Source organism: Acinetobacter baylyi DSM 14961 = CIP 107474 (assembly GCF_000368685.1).
GTDB lineage: Bacteria > Pseudomonadota > Gammaproteobacteria > Pseudomonadales > Moraxellaceae > Acinetobacter > Acinetobacter baylyi.
The window spans coordinates 358,581-378,224 of the sequence record NZ_KB849626.1 but is presented as its reverse complement, the minus strand read 5'-3'; the positions used below and the strand labels follow the sequence as shown (position 1 = coordinate 378,224).

Below are 19,644 nucleotides of genomic sequence, written 5' to 3'. Positions count from 1 at the left end.
AAAGTTAATATAATTATGAATTCAGTAGCATTTAAAATGAAAACGCTACTTAGAAGTAATAAGCTATACTTCAAGTAACTCTAGAAATGAGGAATGTTGGTGCGACTCTGGGAAAAAATTTAAAAACTGTCATTTAGATAGAGAAAAAATGGTCCCATTAACCATACAAGAGGAACAAGTTCATCTTAAAAAAATAGATAAGGATTTAAAGTTATGCTTATTTAATCAATTTGATAATAATTGCTCGAATGGTATTATTAAAGCTCATTCTGTTTCAAAAGAACTATTTTTACGAAAAATTTCAAGAAATAATAAAGTCTATAATCCACAAATGGATACAATTAAATATAAAGTAAATATGAAAGATATAGGCGTTAATGAAGCTTCTGTTTTTTATGGCTTCTGCAACAAGCATGATACCAACCTTTTTAGCGACTTTGAAACAGGAAAATTTACAGCTTCTAGCAGTCAACTACTTAAATTAGGCTACAGAGCACTCTGCTTAGAAATATTTAAAAAAATTAAAGTTATTAAAAAGTTTTCATTTTATAAAGAAAATATGGATAAAGGAAAAAATTTACTTGATCAATATCGAATTCAAATGAGTTCAAATAAAGAAATTGCATTTAATAAAAACTCTTTGATTAAATTAGAAAAAATTCAAGCTCTACTACACAGTGATATTATTGAAAATACTTCAGATAAAATGAAGCATTGCTTAATAACCTTAGAAAACCCACAAAATATTTTATGTAGCTCAATGATTAGTCCTGAGTTCAACTTAAATTTAGAAAGATTGCAAAAATTAGACAACACAACTAATGCGAAAAATTTATTTTTGAATAGCTTTATTTTTGATGATATTGGATATGTATTAATAAGCTGGCTTGCAGAAGAAGATGAGTATGGTAAAATTTTCTCCAATTCTATATTTTCTGAATCACATTTAATAAATCATAAACTTATAGCACTTATCCTAATGTATACAGAAAATGTATTTATTACACCTTCATGGTGGGATAGTTTACCTGATGAAAAAAGAAATCATCTTAAAAAATTAATAGAATATGTAGAGGGTTTCGAAAGCAATGTCACTTTAAATATCCAAGATCATCTAGAAGCACTACAATATTTAACACATAAGTTTTTATAATTTATTTACTAAACCCTATTACTCTAGAACTTTTTTATTTTAGGTAAGGATTAACTTTATAGCATTTATATGAGATTACTGTATAAGTTTTTTCTCTACCTATTTATATTTACAATATCTCATTCTAATACAATATATATCAATAGGATGAGATCGGCATACAAAATTCCTCACTTAAAAATCAAACAAGCTTTTTAATTTCTTCTAAACTTTTTGATGGCTCAAACCACATAAAATCATAATCCGCCACCTCATGAATATAAAACGGATCATTTTTCATGATTTCTTCAGCTTCTTGAATCGAAGAACTTAAAACCAAAATCACCCCACCTACTCTATTTTCTCGATGTCCTGATGCCAAAAATTACTTCTGTTCATAGTAATGATCTAAAAAGGCAATGTGCTCTTTGAGTACAGCATCAACTTCGGCTAACGGTTTTTTATAGGTCAAGGTAACAACAATCATTTCATTCTCTTAAAGGAAATAGTACATGACATAGCGTTAAGCTACAGATCATTTAATGATCTGTAGCTTATTTGATAGTACGCCGATTCCCCCAATTCATCCACACCAAACTCCCCACAATCATCACACCACCGAGCAGCACAATCATGGATGGTTTTTCATTTAAGAAAACAACTGCCAAACTCATTGCGACAATCGGCGAACAATATAAAAAATTCGATGCAATCGTTAACGGCATATTTTTAAGTACATATCCCCACAGTACATAAGCCATCGCACTTGGAAAAATACCCAATAAAACAATCGACATATTGGCTTGCCAAGTAGCATGTAAAATTTCACTAGGCAAATGAGCACTATAAAATAGTAAAGGAATAGTCCCGAACCAGATGATGTAGCACATCATGCTCAATGCATCATAATTTAAAGCAAATTTTTTATATAAATTAAAGTACAGACCCCATGCAATTGCGGCTAACACAATCATTAGACTGTAAGGGCTCGGTACACCAAAACCATGATCTCCACTGACCACTAACACGGCGCCGCCAAGTCCCAATAAAATACACAACCACTGTTTGAAAACGATTTTTTCCTTAAACAGCAAAGCTGAAATAATAAAAGTAAATAAAGGAATAGATTGACTCAAAATACTAGATGCGACTGCACTTACATATTGCTGCCCTGTATTTATAAGCAAATGATGCAGAGTTACAGAGAAAAAACCTAATACAGCAAGCGCAGGAGCATCTTTCCACTTTAAAGGTTGAATGCCTTTTTTCATGACCAAAAGCAGTAAAAAAAACGATGCAATCAAAAAACGAAGCAAGGCAATATGCTGCGGTGTATATGAGTGCAAGGCATTATGTACACCAATAGGTGAATAGCCCCAACAAAAGACAGTCACTGCAATACATAAATAGAGCTTAAATGCGGGAGGCTGAGTTTCGGCAGCAAGAGAAATTGCCATGTTAAATCTGCACTAGTGAAATGGAACACTTTCATCATATGCACATGGATAGTTAAATAAAATTAACTTATATTGAGTCAAATATTCATTAAAAGTGAATGATAAAACATGGATATCACTCAGTTAAAAATGTTCCAAACCGTGGTTGAATGCGGAACAATGGCTAAGGCATCAATGCAACTACATTGCGTACCATCCAATATCACAACGCGTATTAAACAACTTGAAGAAGAACTAGGATCACCGCTATTTTATCGGGAAGGTAAAACACTCAAACTGACACCATCAGGTGAAATTTTTCTGGAATATTGCCATAAGATTTTAGCCTTATGTGATGAAGCAAAACGTAGTATCCACCCTGATGCACCACCTTCTGGCCCACTCAGAATTGGCGCGATAGAATCCTCAGCCAGCACCCATTTACCACGCCTTTTGGCACAGTATCATCAGCACTATCCAGATGTTTCAATTCAAATTATTACAGGAACGTGGAAACAACTGTTACTGGATGTCAGCCAGCATAAACTGGATGCGGCCATGGTGGCTGGTGCAATTGATTTTCCATGTTTAAATAAGGTTGAAATATATCAGGAAAATATGGTGCTGATTGCACCTGCATCAATGGGTATCATCCGCAATCAGGAAGATTTGATCAACAAAGAAATCTTTATGTGGACTGAAGGCTGTCCTTATCGTGCAGCATTGGAAACATGGCTAAAACTCAAACATATTTCACTACCGATAACCAGTATCACCAATTACGCCACTATCATAGGCTGTGTGAGTGCAGGTTTAGGTGTATCTCTGATTCCAAAAAGTATCTATGCACAATATAAAAATCTTCCTCAATTGTGCAGTTATGAGTTTGATCGTCTGGCCACTATTCCTGTTCATTTTTTCTGGCATCAGAAAATTCTAAATCATAAAGCCCGAGATGCCTTTCTTAAGCTCTTGACGCTCGAATTTTTAGAAAAAAATCAATGAAAATTACCATTTTGATTTTATTCTCAAGTCAAAAATTCGCTATACTCAAGAAAATACACAACAAGATAGACTGACAATATGAAACTAAAAACACTTGCTCTTAGCGTATTCAGCGGCTTAGTCATCAGTGCATGTTCGAGTAATCCCCCACTACCAGAAACAACTGTAGGTGTTATCGAAGAAGTCACCAATATTAAAGCCTTTCCAGATACCCGAAACAATAAAGCCAAACTGATTAAGCTCAATGAACAATGTATTATTGAATTTACAGGGGTCATGGATGCGGGTCGTGCCCGTGAAAACTGGACATTTACAGGAAATACGCTGATCTCTGCGTCGTCTATTATTATGGCTAAAGATGGCACTAGTTCTGCTCGAAACTTTGATTTATATGATAAAGACGTTCAAACCAACTTCTTGTCATTACGTGACAATTTCAAGAAAGAAAACGTCGCACTTTGCCAATAAACTGTTCATTTAGCCCTTGGTTTTCCAAGGGCTTATTCTTTTTATTTTGTCCATGACTGTATCTTGGTTGTAGCAAGCTGTAACGATTGTAATGCGCTGGTTTTTTATTTAACAAGATCCCGCTAAGATAATGCTTATCTTAAAATGAACAAATAAAGGATTCTGCTCATGCTCAAGCATTCTATTTTAGTGATGTCATTTAGCATGCTTTGTGGTGTAACCGCCCTCAATGCCAGTGCAGCCGAAACCACGCCTTCAAATCCTGATCAACCCAAAACCATGCCATATGGTGATAATCCAAATATCTTTCGAGTACTGACCTACAAAACAGGGCAAAGTATTTCGCGACTAGGAAATTCCATTCAACGTGGTGCTGAAAAGTCATCCAACAAGATAAGTGAAAAATGGCAAGACACCAAAGAATTTGGAACAGAACAATCTCAGGTGGCCAAAGAAAAAGCGGGTGAAGCGAAAACGTTTACCGAGCAAAAATGGCAACAAACCAAAGATGCTGTCGTCGGTACCAACGGCGGAACGGTACCCATCGAACAAGGAACTTTGAGTCAATCATCTCAGGCGACCAACAACTTGGTTCCACAAACATCGAGTGTTACACCATCGGCGACAACGACTCCACTGCCTGAAAGTGCCAACCCTTAATTCTTAGGCATTGACCTGACGTATGGTCTGACCAATACTAAACGCTTTTGCATTTTCAGCCAGTTGCTCAACCATACGTTGTCGAGACTGAACACTTCCCCATGCCGAATGTGGGGTAATAATCAGATTGGGTAATTTTTCATCAAGCAAAGGATTGCCGTTTTTTGGTGGTTCGATACTCAAAACATCTGTCGCGGCCCCTGCAATTCTCCCCTGCTTTAGAGCATCGAGTAAAGCTTGTTCATGCACGATGCCACCACGTGCGCAGTTAATCAGAAATGCACTTGGCTTCATGAGTGCAAAAGCGTGAGCATCAATTAAATGCTGAGTGTGTTCAGTCAATGGGCAATGTAAACTCAGGAAATCTACCTGTGGCAGAAGTGCTTCAAGCTCCAAGCGGTCTTCATGTTTTGGACGCTGAGGCAAATTGGCAATGAGTATTTTCATACCAAAGGCTTGAGCTAAACGCGCCACCTCTTTCCCAAGCTCGCCATATCCAACAATCCCGAGTGTTTTTCCAGATAATTCAATAATTGGATAATCCAAAAAACAAAACTGTGATGCCTGCTGCCAACGCCCTTGTGCTACAGCATGGTCGTAACGCAGCAGCGAGGTCGCAAGAGCCAGCATTAAGGTGAGCGTATGTTGAGCCACCGAAGCTGTCCCGTAGCCCTGACAGTTACATACCACAATGCCCTGTGCTTTGGCAGCCCTCAAATCAACATTATTGGTACCTGTTGCAGAGACCAAAATCAGTTTGAGCTTGGGAAGCCGTGTTAATGCTTCGGCATTAATAACGACTTTATTGGTAATTGCGACCTGAACATCCTTTAAACGAGGGATAACCTGATCTGGAGTACTCGCAGAATAAAGCTGTAGATCATTAAAACATGCTTGCAACGGACTAAAATCCAGATCATTCATGTCTAGCGAACCGTAATCTAAAAATGCTGCATTCAAACTCATCTTCGACTCTTTTGTAAATTTATGAAGAAAATAACGTCTGCTCTTTATTTGCTGGCAAACTTTGTTCATACATAGATCATGACTATCCGACTGAAAATACAATGCGTCAAGCGGATTTTTATTTAGCTATAGAATTTGCATGAGGATTAAAAATCGTATTTTTCTGTTCTTCATGATTTCTCCGCAAGTTTGATCATGCTGTTAACTGCTTGTAATTTTTTTGATTTATTTCACACAACATCAAAATTTTTGCATATGATACGGCTGTCGTTCACCTACTATGTCATGTTCATCACGTAGGTGGATTTACAAAAGGATAGAAAAATGAAAATGATGAAATCTGCAATTTTAACCGCAAGTATTCTTGCTTCTGCTACCGTATTTGCAGGCAATGCCTCTGTCGATGTCGGCGCCAATGCACAAGTAGAATCTGGTGGCCTCTTGAACCGTATCGGCAGTGGGGTAAAAAATGGCGTGACCGATACTGCGCATGCTGTTCATTCAACCGCTGTTAAAGCCACTGATGCAACTGTGGATGCAGGTAGTCATGTCGCACACAAAACACACGACTTCGCTGTTGATGCCAAAGATAAAACCGTCAATGTGGCAGAGAAAGTCGGAGATAAAAGCGAACAGGCTTGGCAAGATACCAAAAGTGGAACCAAAAAAGCAGTAAACGGCACTGAAAAATTTGCTGCTAAAGAAAAGGCCAAAGCTGAATCGCATTGGAATACCAAGAAGAAACAGTCTGAAGCTAAACACCATGCTAAAGCCAAAACAGGCGTAAACGCAAATACTCAGGCAGGTATCAAAGTGGGTTCAGTAAATGCCAATGCAGGTGTTGATGCCAATGTATCACCACGTAATGTAGGTGTTAAAACGCAAGTCGGCGTGGGTCAGTAAGCCATTAGCAAAGTATTGGATTTATTGATCTGATCAACATAAAAAAGGGACGATTTTTCGTCCCTTTTTTATTTAAATTACGCTTTATTGTACTGCATGAAACTTTGCTTCATCGTTGACTGACCCTTCAACAAAGCTGCATAAACCATGCTCGTCACTGCTTAAATTTAAGTTTTTATAACTTAAAACATAATAGTCTGGGTATTTCTTAATCACAATTGGACTCATATCTGGCGTCAATGTTTCATGTTCTTTAAACAGTTTGGTGACACGACGGTCATTCATCACCACCAGATAACGTTCGCCATTAATCTCAATCTTGACCAGTCCACTCATTTTGGCTTCAACAGCAATCAGATATTTATTATTACGAAGCACAGCCTCTTGCGGATAACACTCAATCTTATGGCTAATTAAATTAAAAACCACCTGATTGGTATAATGATCCTGCAAATGATTATTGGTCGCCTGCGACAGATTGACTTTAATGCCCAGCTTTTGCAGATCCTGCTCTGTCACCTGACGACGATTCAGCATAACGCGAGTAATCAGTTGCTTAAGATTGGCATCCAGATACTGATCATCCAGATGAAGATCATTACTGCGTAAAATACGCCCCAGAGCTGCGCTGTGACGCGACATTAAATTATTAATGACGGTACGATAGTAGAACTTACTGTTCTTTTTGACACTGCGCATCTGCTGATAAAAATAGCGCTGCTCTAATGGATGCCGAATAAAATCATTGAGCAAACTAGAACTTGCCAGTACCGATAACGCTTCATGCCCAGTAAATGGAAGATGCAATGTCATGAGCTGCGGTAAGATCTTTTTAATCTTGCGATAATGCTCGCGGTCCTCGTGATAGTAAGGATCATACACAATAATATATTCTGCCTGCTCCGATACATCCTGAGTCTGGATCTGCATATCCCGATGGATATTTACATCAAAAAACTCGGCATAACGACGATCTTCAACTTCCTGTGGATCAATCGTATATTGCGGTACAAATGCAATCACACGATTCATTTTTAATAAGCCTGAATATTTAATTGCAGCATAACCGCCCATTGAACCGCCATACCCTACAATTCTGGAAAAGTCAGCTAAAATAGGAGCAACCTGTTGCATCATGTTTTGCATTGAGGCTTCGGGAAACCATGATTTTAACTTGGGCATAATGCCAAGCACGTTGTAATCATATTTCACCAAAGATTTCTCGGCATTGATGGACAAACCTTTGGCACGGGTAATCAGATCACCAAATGAAATGACCAGCTCGCTCGAACTGCCTTTGAGAAAAATGACACGGATGTGATCATCTTCAAAAATTATTTGTTTATCCATGGAGGCACCGAAAAATTAAGACCAATGTTCATTTTGCATTTATGCAAGCAAATGCACAGAATGGCTAAATCGCTTATTCTATAAGGGTATTGTAGATAAAACAGGGCAAAAGATGACACATTGTGAAAATCTTGCCATTGATGCCCGATTTTGTGTTGCGTTAAAACTCTTCATAAACTGCTGGATCCTGATTGCGAATCCGTCCGTCAGCACATGTTAAGGCATTAATTCGCTGGACTTGATCATCCGAAAGGCTAAAATCAAAAATCGCCTGATTGGCCATTTGATTCTGATCACTGGCTGCTTTTGGAATTGGAATCACCCCCATCTGCACTTGCCATCTTAAAACCACTTGTACCACTGTACGAGACGTCTCCTGAGCAATCTGTTTTAACACAGCATCATCTAAAATTGCCTTTGCTCGTCCAAGTGGGCTCCATGCCATCGTTATGATCTGCTGAGACTCATCATATGCTCTTTGCTCGGCCTGATTAAAATAAGGATGTAACTCGACCTGATTGATCACAGGAATAACTCCTGTTTCACGGCGTAAGGTTTCGATGTGCTTGGGTAAAAAGTTGCTTACGCCAATCGAACGGATATAACCTTTTTTCTGAGCATCAATTAAAGCTTGCCATGCTTCAATATATAAACCCTGTTGTGGATTTGGCCAATGAATTAAATACAGATCCAGATAGTCAAATTGCATACGGTATAAAGATTCTTCAATGGTTTCCATTGCTTTATCATAAGCATGATGTCGACCTGGCAACTTTGAAGTGATAAAGATCTCATCTCGTAACAGACCCGACTGCCGTACCGCTGCTCCTACAGCACCTTCATTTTCATAATTAAACGCAGAATCCAGCATGCGATAGCCATGCCCTAAAGCCCGAAGCATCGTGTCTACGCCCTGCTGACCTTTTAATGTATAAGTTCCAAATCCTAATGCAGGAATTGAATGTCCGTCGTGAAGGATTAAATCTGGAATATTTTTTTCTATGCTCATGGGATTGGTCTGCGCCGTCTCTATCTTTAATTTTGGTTCTATCATGCCATGAACCGTCTGCTAACCCCAGTAGTCTTTGGATATCACGCTGTGAAGAGGCCTGTCAATTTGTATTAAAAATGCTATTTCACACGATACTGATCCTGATATTTCTATAATAGGATAATCAATATGTCTATTTTTATGGTCTTCAATAAAGAGTAGCCAACCATGAATCAGGTTCATCATGCTGCACAACAGGGTTTTAGCCAAGCCGCAGAGCTATATCAACATGCTCGTCCTAATTATCCTCAAGCGGTGGTGGAGTGGCTAAAGCAAGACTTACGATTAAACAAATATTCAAAGGTTGTTGATTTAGGCGCAGGCACAGGCAAATTTCTACCCTACTTAAAACAAGTCACCACTGACATTGTGGCGGTAGAACCGGTGCATGAAATGCTGCAACAATTACAGACCGCACATCCTGATATCAAGGTGCTTCAAGCACAAAGTACCAATATTCCACTTGAGTCAGAAAGCATTGATGCTGTGCTCTGTGCGCAATCATTTCACTGGTTTGCCAATATTGAAAGCTTAAATGAAATTTATCAATTACTAAAACCTTCAGGGCATTTGGGATTGATCTGGAATCAGCGTGATGAAAATATTGACTGGGTAAAACAAATAGCCGACATGCTAATGACCTTCGAGGGAGATACGCCACGCTATCATAGTGGTGAATGGAAAAAGGCTTTCGAACACCAACACTTATTTAAGCTTGAACATGCGCGTGTTTTTTCACACGTACATACAGGAACTGTCGAGCAGGTCGTAAGCCAACGCCTACTTTCAACCAGCTTTATTGCCGCAATGCCTGAAGCACAGCAACAGCAACTCAAACAACAATTTGAACATATTGTCTTTGAATGTACAGGTAAACAACCCACTGATCAGATTGATTTCCCTTACATTACTTATGCATATGATTTTAAAAAAATATAAATAAAACCGACACAGGATACCCTTATGAGATACAAATTCAAACCCGTCACATTGGCTATGGTCATCGGTTCGGCACTGATGTTAACTGCCTGTCATAAAAATCAAGAAAAAACGGACACCGAACAAACAAGCTCCCAGCAGCAAAACACCATGAAAGAGTTACAAACGCCACCAGTCAAAACCTTTGCTGCCACACCAGAAGATGCGCATGATGTTGCGATTCTGGAAGATTTTGATCGTCGTTTTTCAGAGATGAATGATGAAATGGAAGCGGAGCTGGTCAAGATGCAAAAAAATGGTGACTTGACCGCAGAATTTGAACGTACCCGTAAACGAGATACCGTACATTCTGCCATGCAGATGCTAAAAGCCCTCGATTTAAAAACCGAACAAGGCCGTTATATTCAGGGGTTGTTTTATCAATACTGGGAAAATCAGGCTAAAATTTATCAGAACACAGATACCAGCTCAGCTGCTAGTCAAACTTCAGCCTCACCCACTACGCAAGGACTCGGTGATTTCTTACATGCTCAAGAGCAGCTCAGACACTGGAAAAGCAGTTTGACCCCTAAATCCTAAAAATATACGAGGATGACCTGAATCAAATCATTAAGTTTCAGGTCATATTTTCTCGCGTTCAATCCATTGGATAGAATTCACCCGAAATACCTCGCAGGCACCATCGCCAACACCACCAGGTGAGAGTGAAGATGTCCAAACCAGATTGTTATCTTTAATTTCAACCAGATCACCTTTCAAACGAACCAGATCACCCCGCTTGACTTGAGTAATTTGTTTGGCAATTTCGGGACTGGCAGGAATAATATGCATGTTCGACACGAGCTTAAGAGCTTGCGCAGGTGGAACAGGTACAGTTCGCATACTCCAGTTTAAGTAACGATCGTATTGATTAATCTTGATTTGTGAAGCGATATCAGGATGTGCGAACAGTCCCCAACTTACTGCGTAATCAATGGGTGAAAATTTGGCTTGCTCGTCATGCTGATACTGTTTAGAACCCAAAATACGGAAATCACCATAAAAAGGCTTTAATACAGAAATAGACTGCCCTTTGGCCTCTGGCGCGAGTCCTCGGGCAATATTATATTCAATTGAGTTAGATGCACTGGCTTGCCCAAACCATAGTGCAGCACATAACCCGATCATTAAGCGCTTGTGCATAGTATTCCTCAACTTTTTAAAACATGTCGCTTTGCCATTTATATTAATAAAATACTAAGTAGCGTTTATTGAAAAAACAGCATATTTTAGTAACAACATGACGTAATTTCGTGGAAGGTTTTAGGTATCATCAAAATCAATCCTGAGCGTTTCAAAACGAACACGTCCCGCACGAATCGCTTCGGCAATGGCTTGCTGCCCTTTGGTTAAACGGGCTTGACCACTTTTAATATCGATTAACACGACATCAATATCTTCTGCTTGTCCCTCGCCATCTCTAAAATCGGTATAACCATCAAATACAATATAATCGACAGGATCACCCAAAAATTTAGCGTCGCTGGGGAGATAGCGAAATTCTGGCAATATAGGCGCAAGCTGTTCTGCCATTTTACCTTTGAGTACAGCACGACTGGTATTTACACTGCGCTTCTGTGCCGCCATTAATGCCTGCTGATGCTCAAGTTCCAGTTCGGCAATATATTGTTCATACTCGGCCTTGATCCGACCATTTCGACTGTTTGAGAGGATCAAGGTCGTGATCACCACCCCAATACACGCCCCAATCAGCATTGCCATCCAGATCGACATCGTTCTTCCTATTGTAAATTTTGTCTCCCACTTTAAATAAGCCAAACACTTTTGTCATGTGTAACCATAAGCAGCAAAAAAAATGCTAATCTAATTTGGGATTTAGAGAACCAGGCAGGCATGAAAACGATACTTATAGCAAATCAAAAAGGCGGTTGCGGCAAAACAATTACAGCGATCACGTTAGCTTCAGCATTGGCAAAAAAAGGCTATAGTGTGGCACTGGCCGATGCAGACAATCAGAAATCAGCTCGACAATGGCTAAAACAACGACCAGATACAGCGGTTGCAATTCAAAGTCTGGACTGGCGTCATGAAAAATCGGTAGGTGAAGCCCCTAAAGGACTGGATTATTTAATTATTGATGCACCAGGTGCACTTTCTGATGATCAGGCCCAGCAACTGATTAGTGAGTCACACGCCATTGTCACTCCATTGCAACCTTCTTTTTTTGATATCGACAGTACCAAGCGTTTTCTAAAGGACATTCACGATATTAAGCGGATTCGCAAAGGTAAAGTGGATATTTTGTTACTTGCCAATCGAATGAAACCGAATAGTGCCAGCAATAAAGATATTCAGCAATTTTTTGAAAAAATCGAGCAGAGCCCTATTGCCTCAATTTCTGAACGCAGCGCATATAGTCAACTGGCAATGCAAGGTTTATCTATTTTTGATAAAAGCCAGAAAAACTTTTTACAGATGCAAGAGCAATGGCAACCACTACTTGATGCCTTGGTTGATGACCCGTCTAAATGGTTTTAAATTTCTGATTTTAAAACGATAACATGATGTAACTTTGACTACGTAATAAAACCAACTGATGATTTGCCAGTGTATATTTTTCAGTTAATATGATTTGGCCCTGTCATTATTCATTTAGAGAGTTCTGTGCAACAATACGCGCCAACCATACAACGAGCTTTATTATTTGGATTATTAATTATCCTGCTACTTCTTGGTTTCCATATCCTGAAGTATTTTATTGTTCCTGTAGTGTGGGCCGCGATTATTGCTTATATGACCTGGCCAATTTATATCGGTATTCAACGTTTTTGCGGAGAAAATCGTCCCAATCTGAGTGCAACCCTCATGATCAGCCTGATTATTCTGGTCATTGGTATTCCACTAACTTTTGCCGTATTTATGCTACAACATGAGGGACGTAATCTATTTATTGAATTACAGCAGCAGATTTTCTCTGGACATTTAAGCGCACCTGATTTTATCCGCGAGCTCCCGCTAGTGGGCAATGAAATCACCCGTATACTCAATGAAATCAATACCAATCCTAGCAATCTCACTCAAAATTTATCATTGTGGATTCAAAGCCACATGGGTTATGGCCGCTTTGTACTCAGTGAGATCAGTAAAAACCTAGTCAAGCTATGCTTTGCTTTGCTGTCATTATTCTTTTTCTACCGAGATGGACATACCATTTTGAATCAGGTCAGTAAGGCACTCGAAATGGTCATTGGCCCGCGTATTCACCATTATATGGATACCATTTCAGAAACTACTCGTGCAGTTGTGTATGGTGTAGGACTGACCGCAGTCGCACAGGCGATTCTGGCAGGACTCAGTTATTTCGTTGCAGGTGTCCCTAATCCAATGGTGTTAACCATTGTAACCTTTTTATTGGCACTGATTCCTTTTGGTACCCCACTTGCCTATACCTCTGTGGCTTTATGGTTATTTTCGCAAGGCCAAATGATGGGGGCAATTGGTGTCATGCTCTGGGGCGTATGTATTGTCAGTACTTCAGATAATGTAATTCGTCCCCTGGTCATTTCAGGTGCAACTCAAATTCCATTTCTGCTTATTATGTTTGGTGTGTTGGGAGGATTAGCAAGTTTTGGTTTGGTCGGACTATTTATTGGGCCAGTGATTTTAGCCATTTTACTTGCGATCTGGCGTGAATGGCTGCATGAAAATATTGAACCTGAACCAGTGCCCAAAGCGACCCTGATCTACGATGATTTGGATGACCAGACCAAGCTTTAAGTTTTTAATCGCTTAAATCATATGAATAATCACCACTGTGGATAGGCTTCTAGTGATCCACAGATTTTCAATTTTAGTTCGTTTTTCTATTTCTGGTCTGCCCATATCACCCTATATAGACCTTTTTATTTCAAGGTTTTTCTACAAATTCCGATCATTGGTTATCGAATTGCTACTTTGTATTACATCTCAAGGACATAAACTGAACGCTAATTACATGAGGTGCTGTCATCATAATTTACATGATCCAATTTCAACATGTTATGAATCACAACAATAGCTAGAGGAATAGAGAATGAAGATTGCACTCATTGGCGCAACAGGTATGGCAGGTTCACGTATTTTAGAAGAATTGGTCTCACGTGGTCACTATGTCAAAGCACTTGCACGGGACACCCATAAAGTAGCAGACACCGAACGCGTGATGGCGGTCGACATTGATCTCAATGATCACGATGCCTTGGTTGAGGCATTAAGAGGACAGGATGCTGTAATCAGTGCAGTGCGCTTTCACGGATTAGATGCGAATGCCTTATTTAATGCAATTCATGACTCTAAAGTAAAACGTTATCTGGTTGTAGGGGGTGCAGGTAGTCTGCATGTACCCCATCAAAACACTCGCGTACTCGATAGTGAAGACTTTCCAGAGGCTTACAAACCAGAAGCTGAAGCAGCCGCACACTTTCTAGATAAGCTCAAAGAGAAAGATGATCTGGATTGGACCTTTATTTCTCCTTCTGCGGAATTTGGGCCTGGAAAACGTACAGGCGAATTCCGTTTAGGGAAAGATGAACTTCTGGTCGGTGAAGAAGGGAGTAAAATTTCTGCCGAAGACTTTGCTGTAGCATTGGCCGATGAGCTTGAACATAATAATCATATCCAGCAACGTTTTACTGTAGGTTATTAAACTTAAATAATAACCAAAGGGCTGGCTCCTTGCAGCCCCTTACCTCCAGAGATCTCAGACAATGAGATCTCTTTTTTTTATTTAATTTCTTAAATCCTTTTAGCTGCTAGATTGACAGTGCCGTCAAAAAAGCTCACCCTAAATTTATAATTATTCAGATTATGATCCTTAATTTATGAATAACCGCTTGAGATGGTTTAATCATTATAATTTTAATTCGACCACTGTTTATTGCTTGCAGATTTTTATTGTCTTGTCAGGAACCACATTAGGATTACGTTACCTCGGACATCATGAACTGATCATTCCTGTTACTTTAGGCGCCATAGCGACCGCACTGACAGATTTTGATGATCGCCTCAGTATTCGCCTACGTAATCTGGTTTATGTGAGCTTTCTATTTTTTGTCGTGAGTAGTGTTCTAGAGTTTCTTTCGCCGTACCCTTTTCTATTGATCATCTATTTATCTTTATCCAGTGGTTTTCTGATTTTATTGGGCTCACTCGGGCAGCGCTACGCCACCATTTCTTTTGGCACGATTTTACTGTCGATTTATACTTTATTCGGTTTGGGAGAATATCAAGTTTGGTATCAACAACCGCTATATTTCGTTTATGGCGTGATCTGGTATGGGCTGACCTCGATTATTTTTTATATGATCAAACCCACACTCGCAGTGCAAGATAATCTATCACAGATTTTTTCTGCGCTCGCCAAACTGTTAAATAGCAAATCTAAATTATTTGATCCAGACAATCATGAAAATGTAGAACAGTTACTATTTGATTTATCCCTGGAAAATGCCCAGACCGTTCAGCGCCTAAATACAGCCAAAGCCTCACTTCTGACACGGTTAAAAGCTTCGCGGGTCAATCAGAACAGTATTTACTGGTTACATCTTTATTTTGTGGCACAGGATATTCATGAACAGGTCAGTGCCAATTATCTTCATTATGAACAGATTCAGGATAATTTTAGCCGTAGTGATCTGATTTTTCGTATTCAAAAAAATATCCGTTTGCAAGCGATCGCCTGTGAAACCTTGTGTCAGTGTATTTTGACTCATCGTCCCTACCAACCCGCACCAGAATTATCACAGGCACTTGATCAGCTTGAACGCTCAATGCAGGACTGGATTAGAATGAACCCTGACAATATTGAAGTGAAAAATCTTCGGCTCATTTTAAACAATCTGCATATTATTGATGATCAACTGCATAACCTGAACGATATCCAGTACACCTATCCTGCCCGCTTTCAGCAGCATGTTGATAATCTAAATCTACTGGATGATGACATTCACGGGATTAAGGATCTATGGCTTAAATTTAGACAGCATCTTCATCCAACATCCGCATTATTTCGACATGCTGTGCGGATTGCTTTTGTATTTGCCGCTGGCTCCCTGATCTCGCTTTTGCCCTTTGCAAAAAATGGCTATTGGATTTTACTCACGGGTTTATTTGTGTGTCAGGTAACTTATTTTGCGACCAAAAGTCGGCTTAAATTACGCACATTTGGCACCTTACTGGGTGTAATTTTAGGGATTCCGATCCTGTATTTTGTACCCAGTGTCGAAGGTCAGCTCATGATCACGGTGATCTGTGGTGTATGTTTTTTCTATTTACGCCAGAAGAAATATGCCCTTGCCACATCCATGGCAACCCTAATGGTATTGCTGATTTTTAATCTGAAAGGATCTGGCTTTAATATCATTTTGCCACGAATGATGGATACTTTACTTGGCTGTGGTATTGCGTGGTTTGCCGTCAGTTTTATCTGGCCTGACTGGAATTTTAGAAATATCTCAAACAATATTCGTAATAGCACACAAGCCAGTCTGGATTATTTCGATGCCGTGGTGCAGCAATATGACGCTGGACGAACCAACAGTATGGATTACCGTCGTACACGGCGTTTGGCACATAATGCCCAGATCGAACTCTCTAGCATGATTTCAAGTTTAAGTGCCGAACCTTCGCCCAACCCGCAACTGATTCATTATGCATTTCGCTATTTGGTCTACAGCCATAGCCAATTGAGCTATATCTCTGCTTTGGGGAGTCATCGTGAAAAAATTGGAGATCAGTACATTCTTGATTTAATGCGCTGGTGTCTAAATACGCTAAAACAGGTTCTTATAGAGCAACGGACATTATCTAAAACAGACATTAAAATTCGTCTACAAGAAATTTACGATTTGGCTGCACGTGAATCCACATCCGAATATTTTATGCTGATTTTAAAGCAGATCAGCCTACTGTTAGAAACACTCCCTGAACTGGTAACACTGCGTCGCCAACTCCTTGAAAAAGAGATTCGTTAATCCGTCGATATGTCTGGCGCTTTCCGTCCAGACATATCAGAGCTTCAAACAGATTAGAACTGATCATGTGTATGACGGATTGCCATTTCCTGTTTAAGCATCAGTCGTGGCAGCAAAAACCAGAGTGTAATCAAGACCACACAAGACAGACTAAATGCCAGCACATGAAAATGCACATACAGCTCACGTACCAGTTCAATCATGATAAAAAAGCTAAACATTAAAAGCATCGAGACCGCAGCGGCAACTGTTCCCTTGGCAACTGGGGAAGACATCAATGCAAAGCGGTAAATAACCGAAAAACTAATCCCTTCACCAAAACTGATCAGCGTCATGCCAACCAAGAGGCAAACTGCCAGATAGTCTTGCCAGATTGCGCCCACCAGCAAAACCAGTGTTCCTACGAGCATAATCGGTAAGCCCATTAAAATGGTTTTTCCAAGCGGAAAACGATCTATGATCTTGATGAGCACAATATTTCCCAGAATTAAACCCATAAAAATAGGAAACTGCGCCAGACCATATTGCACACTGCTAAATTTAAGTTCATCGACCAACATCACGGGGGATAATGCAATCCAGAGCATCAGTGGCATCCCGACCAGTGGCAGCCCCAGACTTAAGCCAAGAAAGCGTTTATCCAAATAGATCTTTTTAAAATCATCAAATAGATACACGAAAGGCTGACGGGTCACACTGTGTTGCTGACTTGGCATTTTGGCTTTAAGGCCAAACCAACTTAAACCAGCCAGAGTCGCAATTGCAACGAACCCCCAATGCCAAGATACATAATCAATGAGAAAAGCACCCAAGACGGGGCCAAGTAATGGCGCAAGTAACGAGATATTTGCCATTAAAGCCATGACTTTAATCGCATCACGCTCCTCAAAGGTTTCCTGAATTGCCGCATAACCGACCGCAGTAATCACACTTAAGCCAATGCCTTGTAAAAAACGTAATGCCAAAAATTGTGCCATATTGTGTGTCAGTAAAATCAGAAGACAGCACAGCGCAAAAAATAGCACACCAAATAGCAGTACACGTTTACGCCCAAGACGATCAGACAATGGGCCGAGTAACCAAGCCACACATGCACCACCCAGCAAATAAAAGGACATCGAAGAAGGTGCCCAAGTGGCACTCACAGCAAAATCCTGAGTAATGGCCAGCATGGCAGGCTGAATTAAATCGTTTCCGATGTATACCGCAAACTCGAATAAAACCAGAGCCAAAGGAAACATTAACGTTGTGCGGTTTAATGTTGTTGTTCGAACATTTTGCATTGTGATCTACTAATCAATATTGGGGAGTCATGGCTTGAGCATATTTTTGATGAACAATGCCTCAGCCTGATGACAAGCACCAAGGAAAAAGAATTGATTTTAATTAGGCTGATTCAACCAGCAAAAACACCGTATTCACAGGGTGTATAAGTTTGAAAGGAGACATCACAATCTGTGATGATAAATGTAATTGATCTAGACTGCTGAGTCAGGAGTAAAATAGCATTTTTTGATTTATACGTCGACGCCAAAATACTGTGTTGTAGCTCAGTTGTTTATTTCAGATTTATGATTTTTGATATCTGTTGTGCATAACTAAAAAGTTATCCACATTTTAAGCCGAGAGTAACCTTATTTATGCAATATCTTGATTATTTAATTCAATCATTCATGATTTTATATCAATAATCTTTTGCATATTGCTGCATTTTTTAAATAGTTTCATCTGACTATACTGCCCATAAATCCACTTCTAATCTTACTTTTATGAGCAATATTCTAATTGTGAATGGCGCAAAAACCTTTGCCCACTCAAAAGGCGAACTTAACGATACCCTCACCACATTTGCAGAAGAATTACTCAGCGAGTTGGGACATCAGGTTGATGTTTCACGTGCCGATACCAATTACAATATTGAGGCAGAAGTAAAAAAGTATCTTTGGGCAGATGTGGTGATTTATCAAATGCCAGGCTGGTGGATGGGTGCGCCATGGACAGTCAAAAAATATATCGACGATATTTTTACAGCAGGACATGGCTCGTTATATGCAAGTGATGGACGTAGCCGTGCCGATCAAAGTAAGAAATATGGCTCAGGTGGTTTGATTCAGGGCAAAAAATATATGCTTTCGCTTACCTGGAATGCACCACTTGCAGCATTTGATGATCCAGAACAGTTTTTTCATGGCGTTGGTGTAGATGGCGTCTACCTGCCCTTTCATAAAGCTAATCAGTTTTTAGGCATGCAAGCATTGCCAACATTTATTGTCAATGATGTAATCAAGATGCCGAATGTTGCTGAGTATCTGGCGATGTATCGTCAACATTTACTTGAAAATTTTAGCCAAAAGAATGTATCTCACTCGAAACTGGAGAATATCGCATGATTACTGTGATTGCAGAAATACGTACTCACACTGGTGCAGAGCATCGTCAACAGGTTTTAGCTTCATTTGAGCAAATTTTACCTCAAGTTTTGGCTGAGGTAGGTTGTTATCAGTATCAGCCCCTGATTGATGCACCTGCGGAGGCCAGTTTCCAACGCGTTGATTATGACTCGATCATGATGTTTGAACAGTGGGAAAGCGTGGCTCATTTGCAAGCACATCTACAAACCGCTCATATGCTGGCACATCAAGAGCGCGTCAAGGATCATGTCGCGAGTGTAGATATCCGAATTTTACAGGACACAACCGCCTAATCGTACTGCTCACTATTGTT

The 19,644-nt window shown here is 39.7% G+C and carries 20 protein-coding genes and 2 pseudogenes; 14 read left to right on the top strand and 8 right to left on the bottom strand.

What is annotated here, in order from left to right; translation table 11 throughout:
- Positions 1-58: 58 nt before the first annotated feature.
- Together F952_RS17170 and F952_RS05950 are read left to right on the top strand one after the other, a co-directional pair.
- Positions 59-136, top strand: a pseudogene (locus F952_RS17170) (SEC-C metal-binding domain-containing protein); the annotation flags it as partial.
- 12 nt (positions 137-148) lie between these two features.
- Positions 149-1,153, top strand: a complete 1,005-nt coding sequence (locus tag F952_RS05950) for a hypothetical protein (protein ID WP_004923942.1) — start codon at positions 149-151, stop codon at positions 1,151-1,153.
- A gap of 181 nt (positions 1,154-1,334) precedes the next feature.
- On the opposite strand, the pseudogene F952_RS16850 reads toward F952_RS05950, so the two are convergent.
- Positions 1,335-1,619, bottom strand: a pseudogene (locus tag F952_RS16850) (YciI family protein).
- 67 nt (positions 1,620-1,686) lie between these two features.
- Positions 1,687-2,589: a DMT family transporter gene (locus tag F952_RS05945; RefSeq protein WP_004923932.1), complete on the bottom strand. Its 903-nt coding sequence runs from the start codon at positions 2,587-2,589 to the stop codon at positions 1,687-1,689.
- A 108-nt stretch (positions 2,590-2,697) separates the two neighbouring features.
- Between F952_RS05945 and F952_RS05940 the strand changes: the two genes are divergently transcribed.
- The 3 genes from F952_RS05940 to F952_RS05930 all read left to right on the top strand — a co-directional run bounded on the left by F952_RS05940 (position 2,698) and on the right by F952_RS05930 (position 4,701).
- Entirely contained in the window at positions 2,698-3,573 is an 876-nt protein-coding gene (locus tag F952_RS05940) for a LysR family transcriptional regulator (protein ID WP_004923931.1), read from the top strand.
- Positions 3,574-3,651: 78 nt separating this feature from the next.
- On the top strand, positions 3,652-4,041 hold the full coding sequence (locus F952_RS05935) for a hypothetical protein (RefSeq protein WP_004923930.1): 390 nt from the start codon (positions 3,652-3,654) through the stop codon (positions 4,039-4,041).
- A gap of 168 nt (positions 4,042-4,209) precedes the next feature.
- Positions 4,210-4,701: a hypothetical protein gene (locus F952_RS05930; protein ID WP_004923929.1), complete on the top strand. Its 492-nt coding sequence runs from the start codon at positions 4,210-4,212 to the stop codon at positions 4,699-4,701.
- Positions 4,702-4,704: 3 nt separating this feature from the next.
- Here the strand turns inward: F952_RS05930 and F952_RS05925 are convergent, their stop codons facing one another.
- Positions 4,705-5,667, bottom strand: coding sequence for a 2-hydroxyacid dehydrogenase (locus tag F952_RS05925; RefSeq protein WP_004923928.1), 963 nt, complete (start codon positions 5,665-5,667; stop codon positions 4,705-4,707).
- 324 nt (positions 5,668-5,991) lie between these two features.
- Between F952_RS05925 and F952_RS05920 the strand changes: the two genes are divergently transcribed.
- Positions 5,992-6,570, top strand: coding sequence for a hypothetical protein (locus tag F952_RS05920; protein ID WP_004923926.1), 579 nt, complete (start codon positions 5,992-5,994; stop codon positions 6,568-6,570).
- 84 nt (positions 6,571-6,654) lie between these two features.
- On the opposite strand, the gene F952_RS05915 is transcribed toward F952_RS05920, so the two are convergent.
- A complete protein-coding gene (locus F952_RS05915) occupies positions 6,655-7,920 on the bottom strand; it encodes a hypothetical protein (protein WP_004923924.1) in 1,266 nt (421 codons plus the stop codon).
- Positions 7,921-8,080: 160 nt separating this feature from the next.
- A complete protein-coding gene (locus F952_RS05910; RefSeq protein ID WP_026056917.1) occupies positions 8,081-8,929 on the bottom strand; it encodes an aldo/keto reductase in 849 nt (282 codons plus the stop codon).
- 210 nt (positions 8,930-9,139) lie between these two features.
- Here F952_RS05910 and F952_RS05905 point away from each other — a divergent pair, with 210 nt between their 5' ends.
- Entirely contained in the window at positions 9,140-9,910 is a 771-nt protein-coding gene (locus F952_RS05905; RefSeq protein WP_004923921.1) for a class I SAM-dependent methyltransferase, read from the top strand.
- 24 nt (positions 9,911-9,934) lie between these two features.
- The gene (locus F952_RS05900; protein WP_004923920.1) at positions 9,935-10,489 is read left to right on the top strand and encodes a hypothetical protein; all 555 of its coding nucleotides are present in this window, start codon (positions 9,935-9,937) and stop codon (positions 10,487-10,489) included.
- A gap of 42 nt (positions 10,490-10,531) precedes the next feature.
- Here the strand turns inward: F952_RS05900 and F952_RS05895 are convergent, their stop codons facing one another.
- Both F952_RS05895 and F952_RS05890 read right to left on the bottom strand, forming a co-directional pair.
- On the bottom strand, positions 10,532-11,092 hold the full coding sequence (locus tag F952_RS05895; RefSeq protein WP_004923917.1) for a hypothetical protein: 561 nt from the start codon (positions 11,090-11,092) through the stop codon (positions 10,532-10,534).
- A gap of 120 nt (positions 11,093-11,212) precedes the next feature.
- A complete protein-coding gene (locus F952_RS05890) occupies positions 11,213-11,683 on the bottom strand; it encodes a Holliday junction resolvase-like protein (RefSeq protein ID WP_004923915.1) in 471 nt (156 codons plus the stop codon).
- Between the two features lie 120 nt (positions 11,684-11,803).
- On the opposite strand from F952_RS05890, the gene F952_RS05885 reads away from it, so the two are divergent.
- The 4 genes from F952_RS05885 to yccS all read left to right on the top strand — a co-directional run bounded on the left by F952_RS05885 (position 11,804) and on the right by yccS (position 16,920).
- Positions 11,804-12,448: a ParA family protein gene (locus tag F952_RS05885; RefSeq protein ID WP_004923912.1), complete on the top strand. Its 645-nt coding sequence runs from the start codon at positions 11,804-11,806 to the stop codon at positions 12,446-12,448.
- Positions 12,449-12,574: 126 nt separating this feature from the next.
- Entirely contained in the window at positions 12,575-13,687 is a 1,113-nt protein-coding gene (locus F952_RS05880) for an AI-2E family transporter (protein WP_004923909.1), read from the top strand.
- A gap of 295 nt (positions 13,688-13,982) precedes the next feature.
- Complete coding sequence (locus F952_RS05875; RefSeq protein WP_004923906.1) at positions 13,983-14,594, top strand: NAD(P)-dependent oxidoreductase; 612 nt, start codon at positions 13,983-13,985, stop codon at positions 14,592-14,594.
- 175 nt (positions 14,595-14,769) lie between these two features.
- Positions 14,770-16,920 (top strand): YccS family putative transporter, encoded by a 2,151-nt coding sequence (gene yccS / locus F952_RS05870; protein ID WP_004923901.1) that lies wholly within the window; start codon positions 14,770-14,772, stop codon positions 16,918-16,920.
- 53 nt (positions 16,921-16,973) lie between these two features.
- Here the strand turns inward: yccS and craA are convergent, their stop codons facing one another.
- Positions 16,974-18,203, bottom strand: a complete 1,230-nt coding sequence (gene craA, locus F952_RS05865; protein WP_004923900.1) for a chloramphenicol efflux MFS transporter CraA — start codon at positions 18,201-18,203, stop codon at positions 16,974-16,976.
- Between the two features lie 486 nt (positions 18,204-18,689).
- Here craA and F952_RS05860 point away from each other — a divergent pair, with 486 nt between their 5' ends.
- Positions 18,690-19,310: an NAD(P)H-dependent oxidoreductase gene (locus F952_RS05860; RefSeq protein ID WP_004923895.1), complete on the top strand. Its 621-nt coding sequence runs from the start codon at positions 18,690-18,692 to the stop codon at positions 19,308-19,310.
- Positions 19,307-19,624, top strand: coding sequence for a putative quinol monooxygenase (locus tag F952_RS05855; protein WP_004923892.1), 318 nt, complete (start codon positions 19,307-19,309; stop codon positions 19,622-19,624). Before F952_RS05860 ends, F952_RS05855 begins: the two co-directional genes overlap by 4 nt.
- The last annotated feature ends 20 nt before the right edge of the window (positions 19,625-19,644 follow it).

Coding starts and splice junctions, on each gene's coding strand:
- F952_RS05950 (WP_004923942.1), top strand. CDS start 149: ATGGTCCCATTAACCATACAAGAGGAACAAGTTCATCTTAAAAAAATA.
- F952_RS05945 (WP_004923932.1), bottom strand. CDS start 2,589: ATGGCAATTTCTCTTGCTGCCGAAACTCAGCCTCCCGCATTTAAGCTC.
- F952_RS05940 (WP_004923931.1), top strand. CDS start 2,698: ATGGATATCACTCAGTTAAAAATGTTCCAAACCGTGGTTGAATGCGGA.
- F952_RS05935 (WP_004923930.1), top strand. CDS start 3,652: ATGAAACTAAAAACACTTGCTCTTAGCGTATTCAGCGGCTTAGTCATC.
- F952_RS05930 (WP_004923929.1), top strand. CDS start 4,210: ATGCTCAAGCATTCTATTTTAGTGATGTCATTTAGCATGCTTTGTGGT.
- F952_RS05925 (WP_004923928.1), bottom strand. CDS start 5,667: ATGAGTTTGAATGCAGCATTTTTAGATTACGGTTCGCTAGACATGAAT.
- F952_RS05920 (WP_004923926.1), top strand. CDS start 5,992: ATGAAAATGATGAAATCTGCAATTTTAACCGCAAGTATTCTTGCTTCT.
- F952_RS05915 (WP_004923924.1), bottom strand. CDS start 7,920: ATGGATAAACAAATAATTTTTGAAGATGATCACATCCGTGTCATTTTT.
- F952_RS05910 (WP_026056917.1), bottom strand. CDS start 8,929: ATGAGCATAGAAAAAAATATTCCAGATTTAATCCTTCACGACGGACAT.
- F952_RS05905 (WP_004923921.1), top strand. CDS start 9,140: ATGAATCAGGTTCATCATGCTGCACAACAGGGTTTTAGCCAAGCCGCA.
- F952_RS05900 (WP_004923920.1), top strand. CDS start 9,935: ATGAGATACAAATTCAAACCCGTCACATTGGCTATGGTCATCGGTTCG.
- F952_RS05895 (WP_004923917.1), bottom strand. CDS start 11,092: ATGCACAAGCGCTTAATGATCGGGTTATGTGCTGCACTATGGTTTGGG.
- F952_RS05890 (WP_004923915.1), bottom strand. CDS start 11,683: ATGTCGATCTGGATGGCAATGCTGATTGGGGCGTGTATTGGGGTGGTG.
- F952_RS05885 (WP_004923912.1), top strand. CDS start 11,804: ATGAAAACGATACTTATAGCAAATCAAAAAGGCGGTTGCGGCAAAACA.
- F952_RS05875 (WP_004923906.1), top strand. CDS start 13,983: ATGAAGATTGCACTCATTGGCGCAACAGGTATGGCAGGTTCACGTATT.
- yccS (WP_004923901.1), top strand. CDS start 14,770: ATGAATAACCGCTTGAGATGGTTTAATCATTATAATTTTAATTCGACC.
- craA (WP_004923900.1), bottom strand. CDS start 18,203: ATGCAAAATGTTCGAACAACAACATTAAACCGCACAACGTTAATGTTT.
- F952_RS05860 (WP_004923895.1), top strand. CDS start 18,690: ATGAGCAATATTCTAATTGTGAATGGCGCAAAAACCTTTGCCCACTCA.
- F952_RS05855 (WP_004923892.1), top strand. CDS start 19,307: ATGATTACTGTGATTGCAGAAATACGTACTCACACTGGTGCAGAGCAT.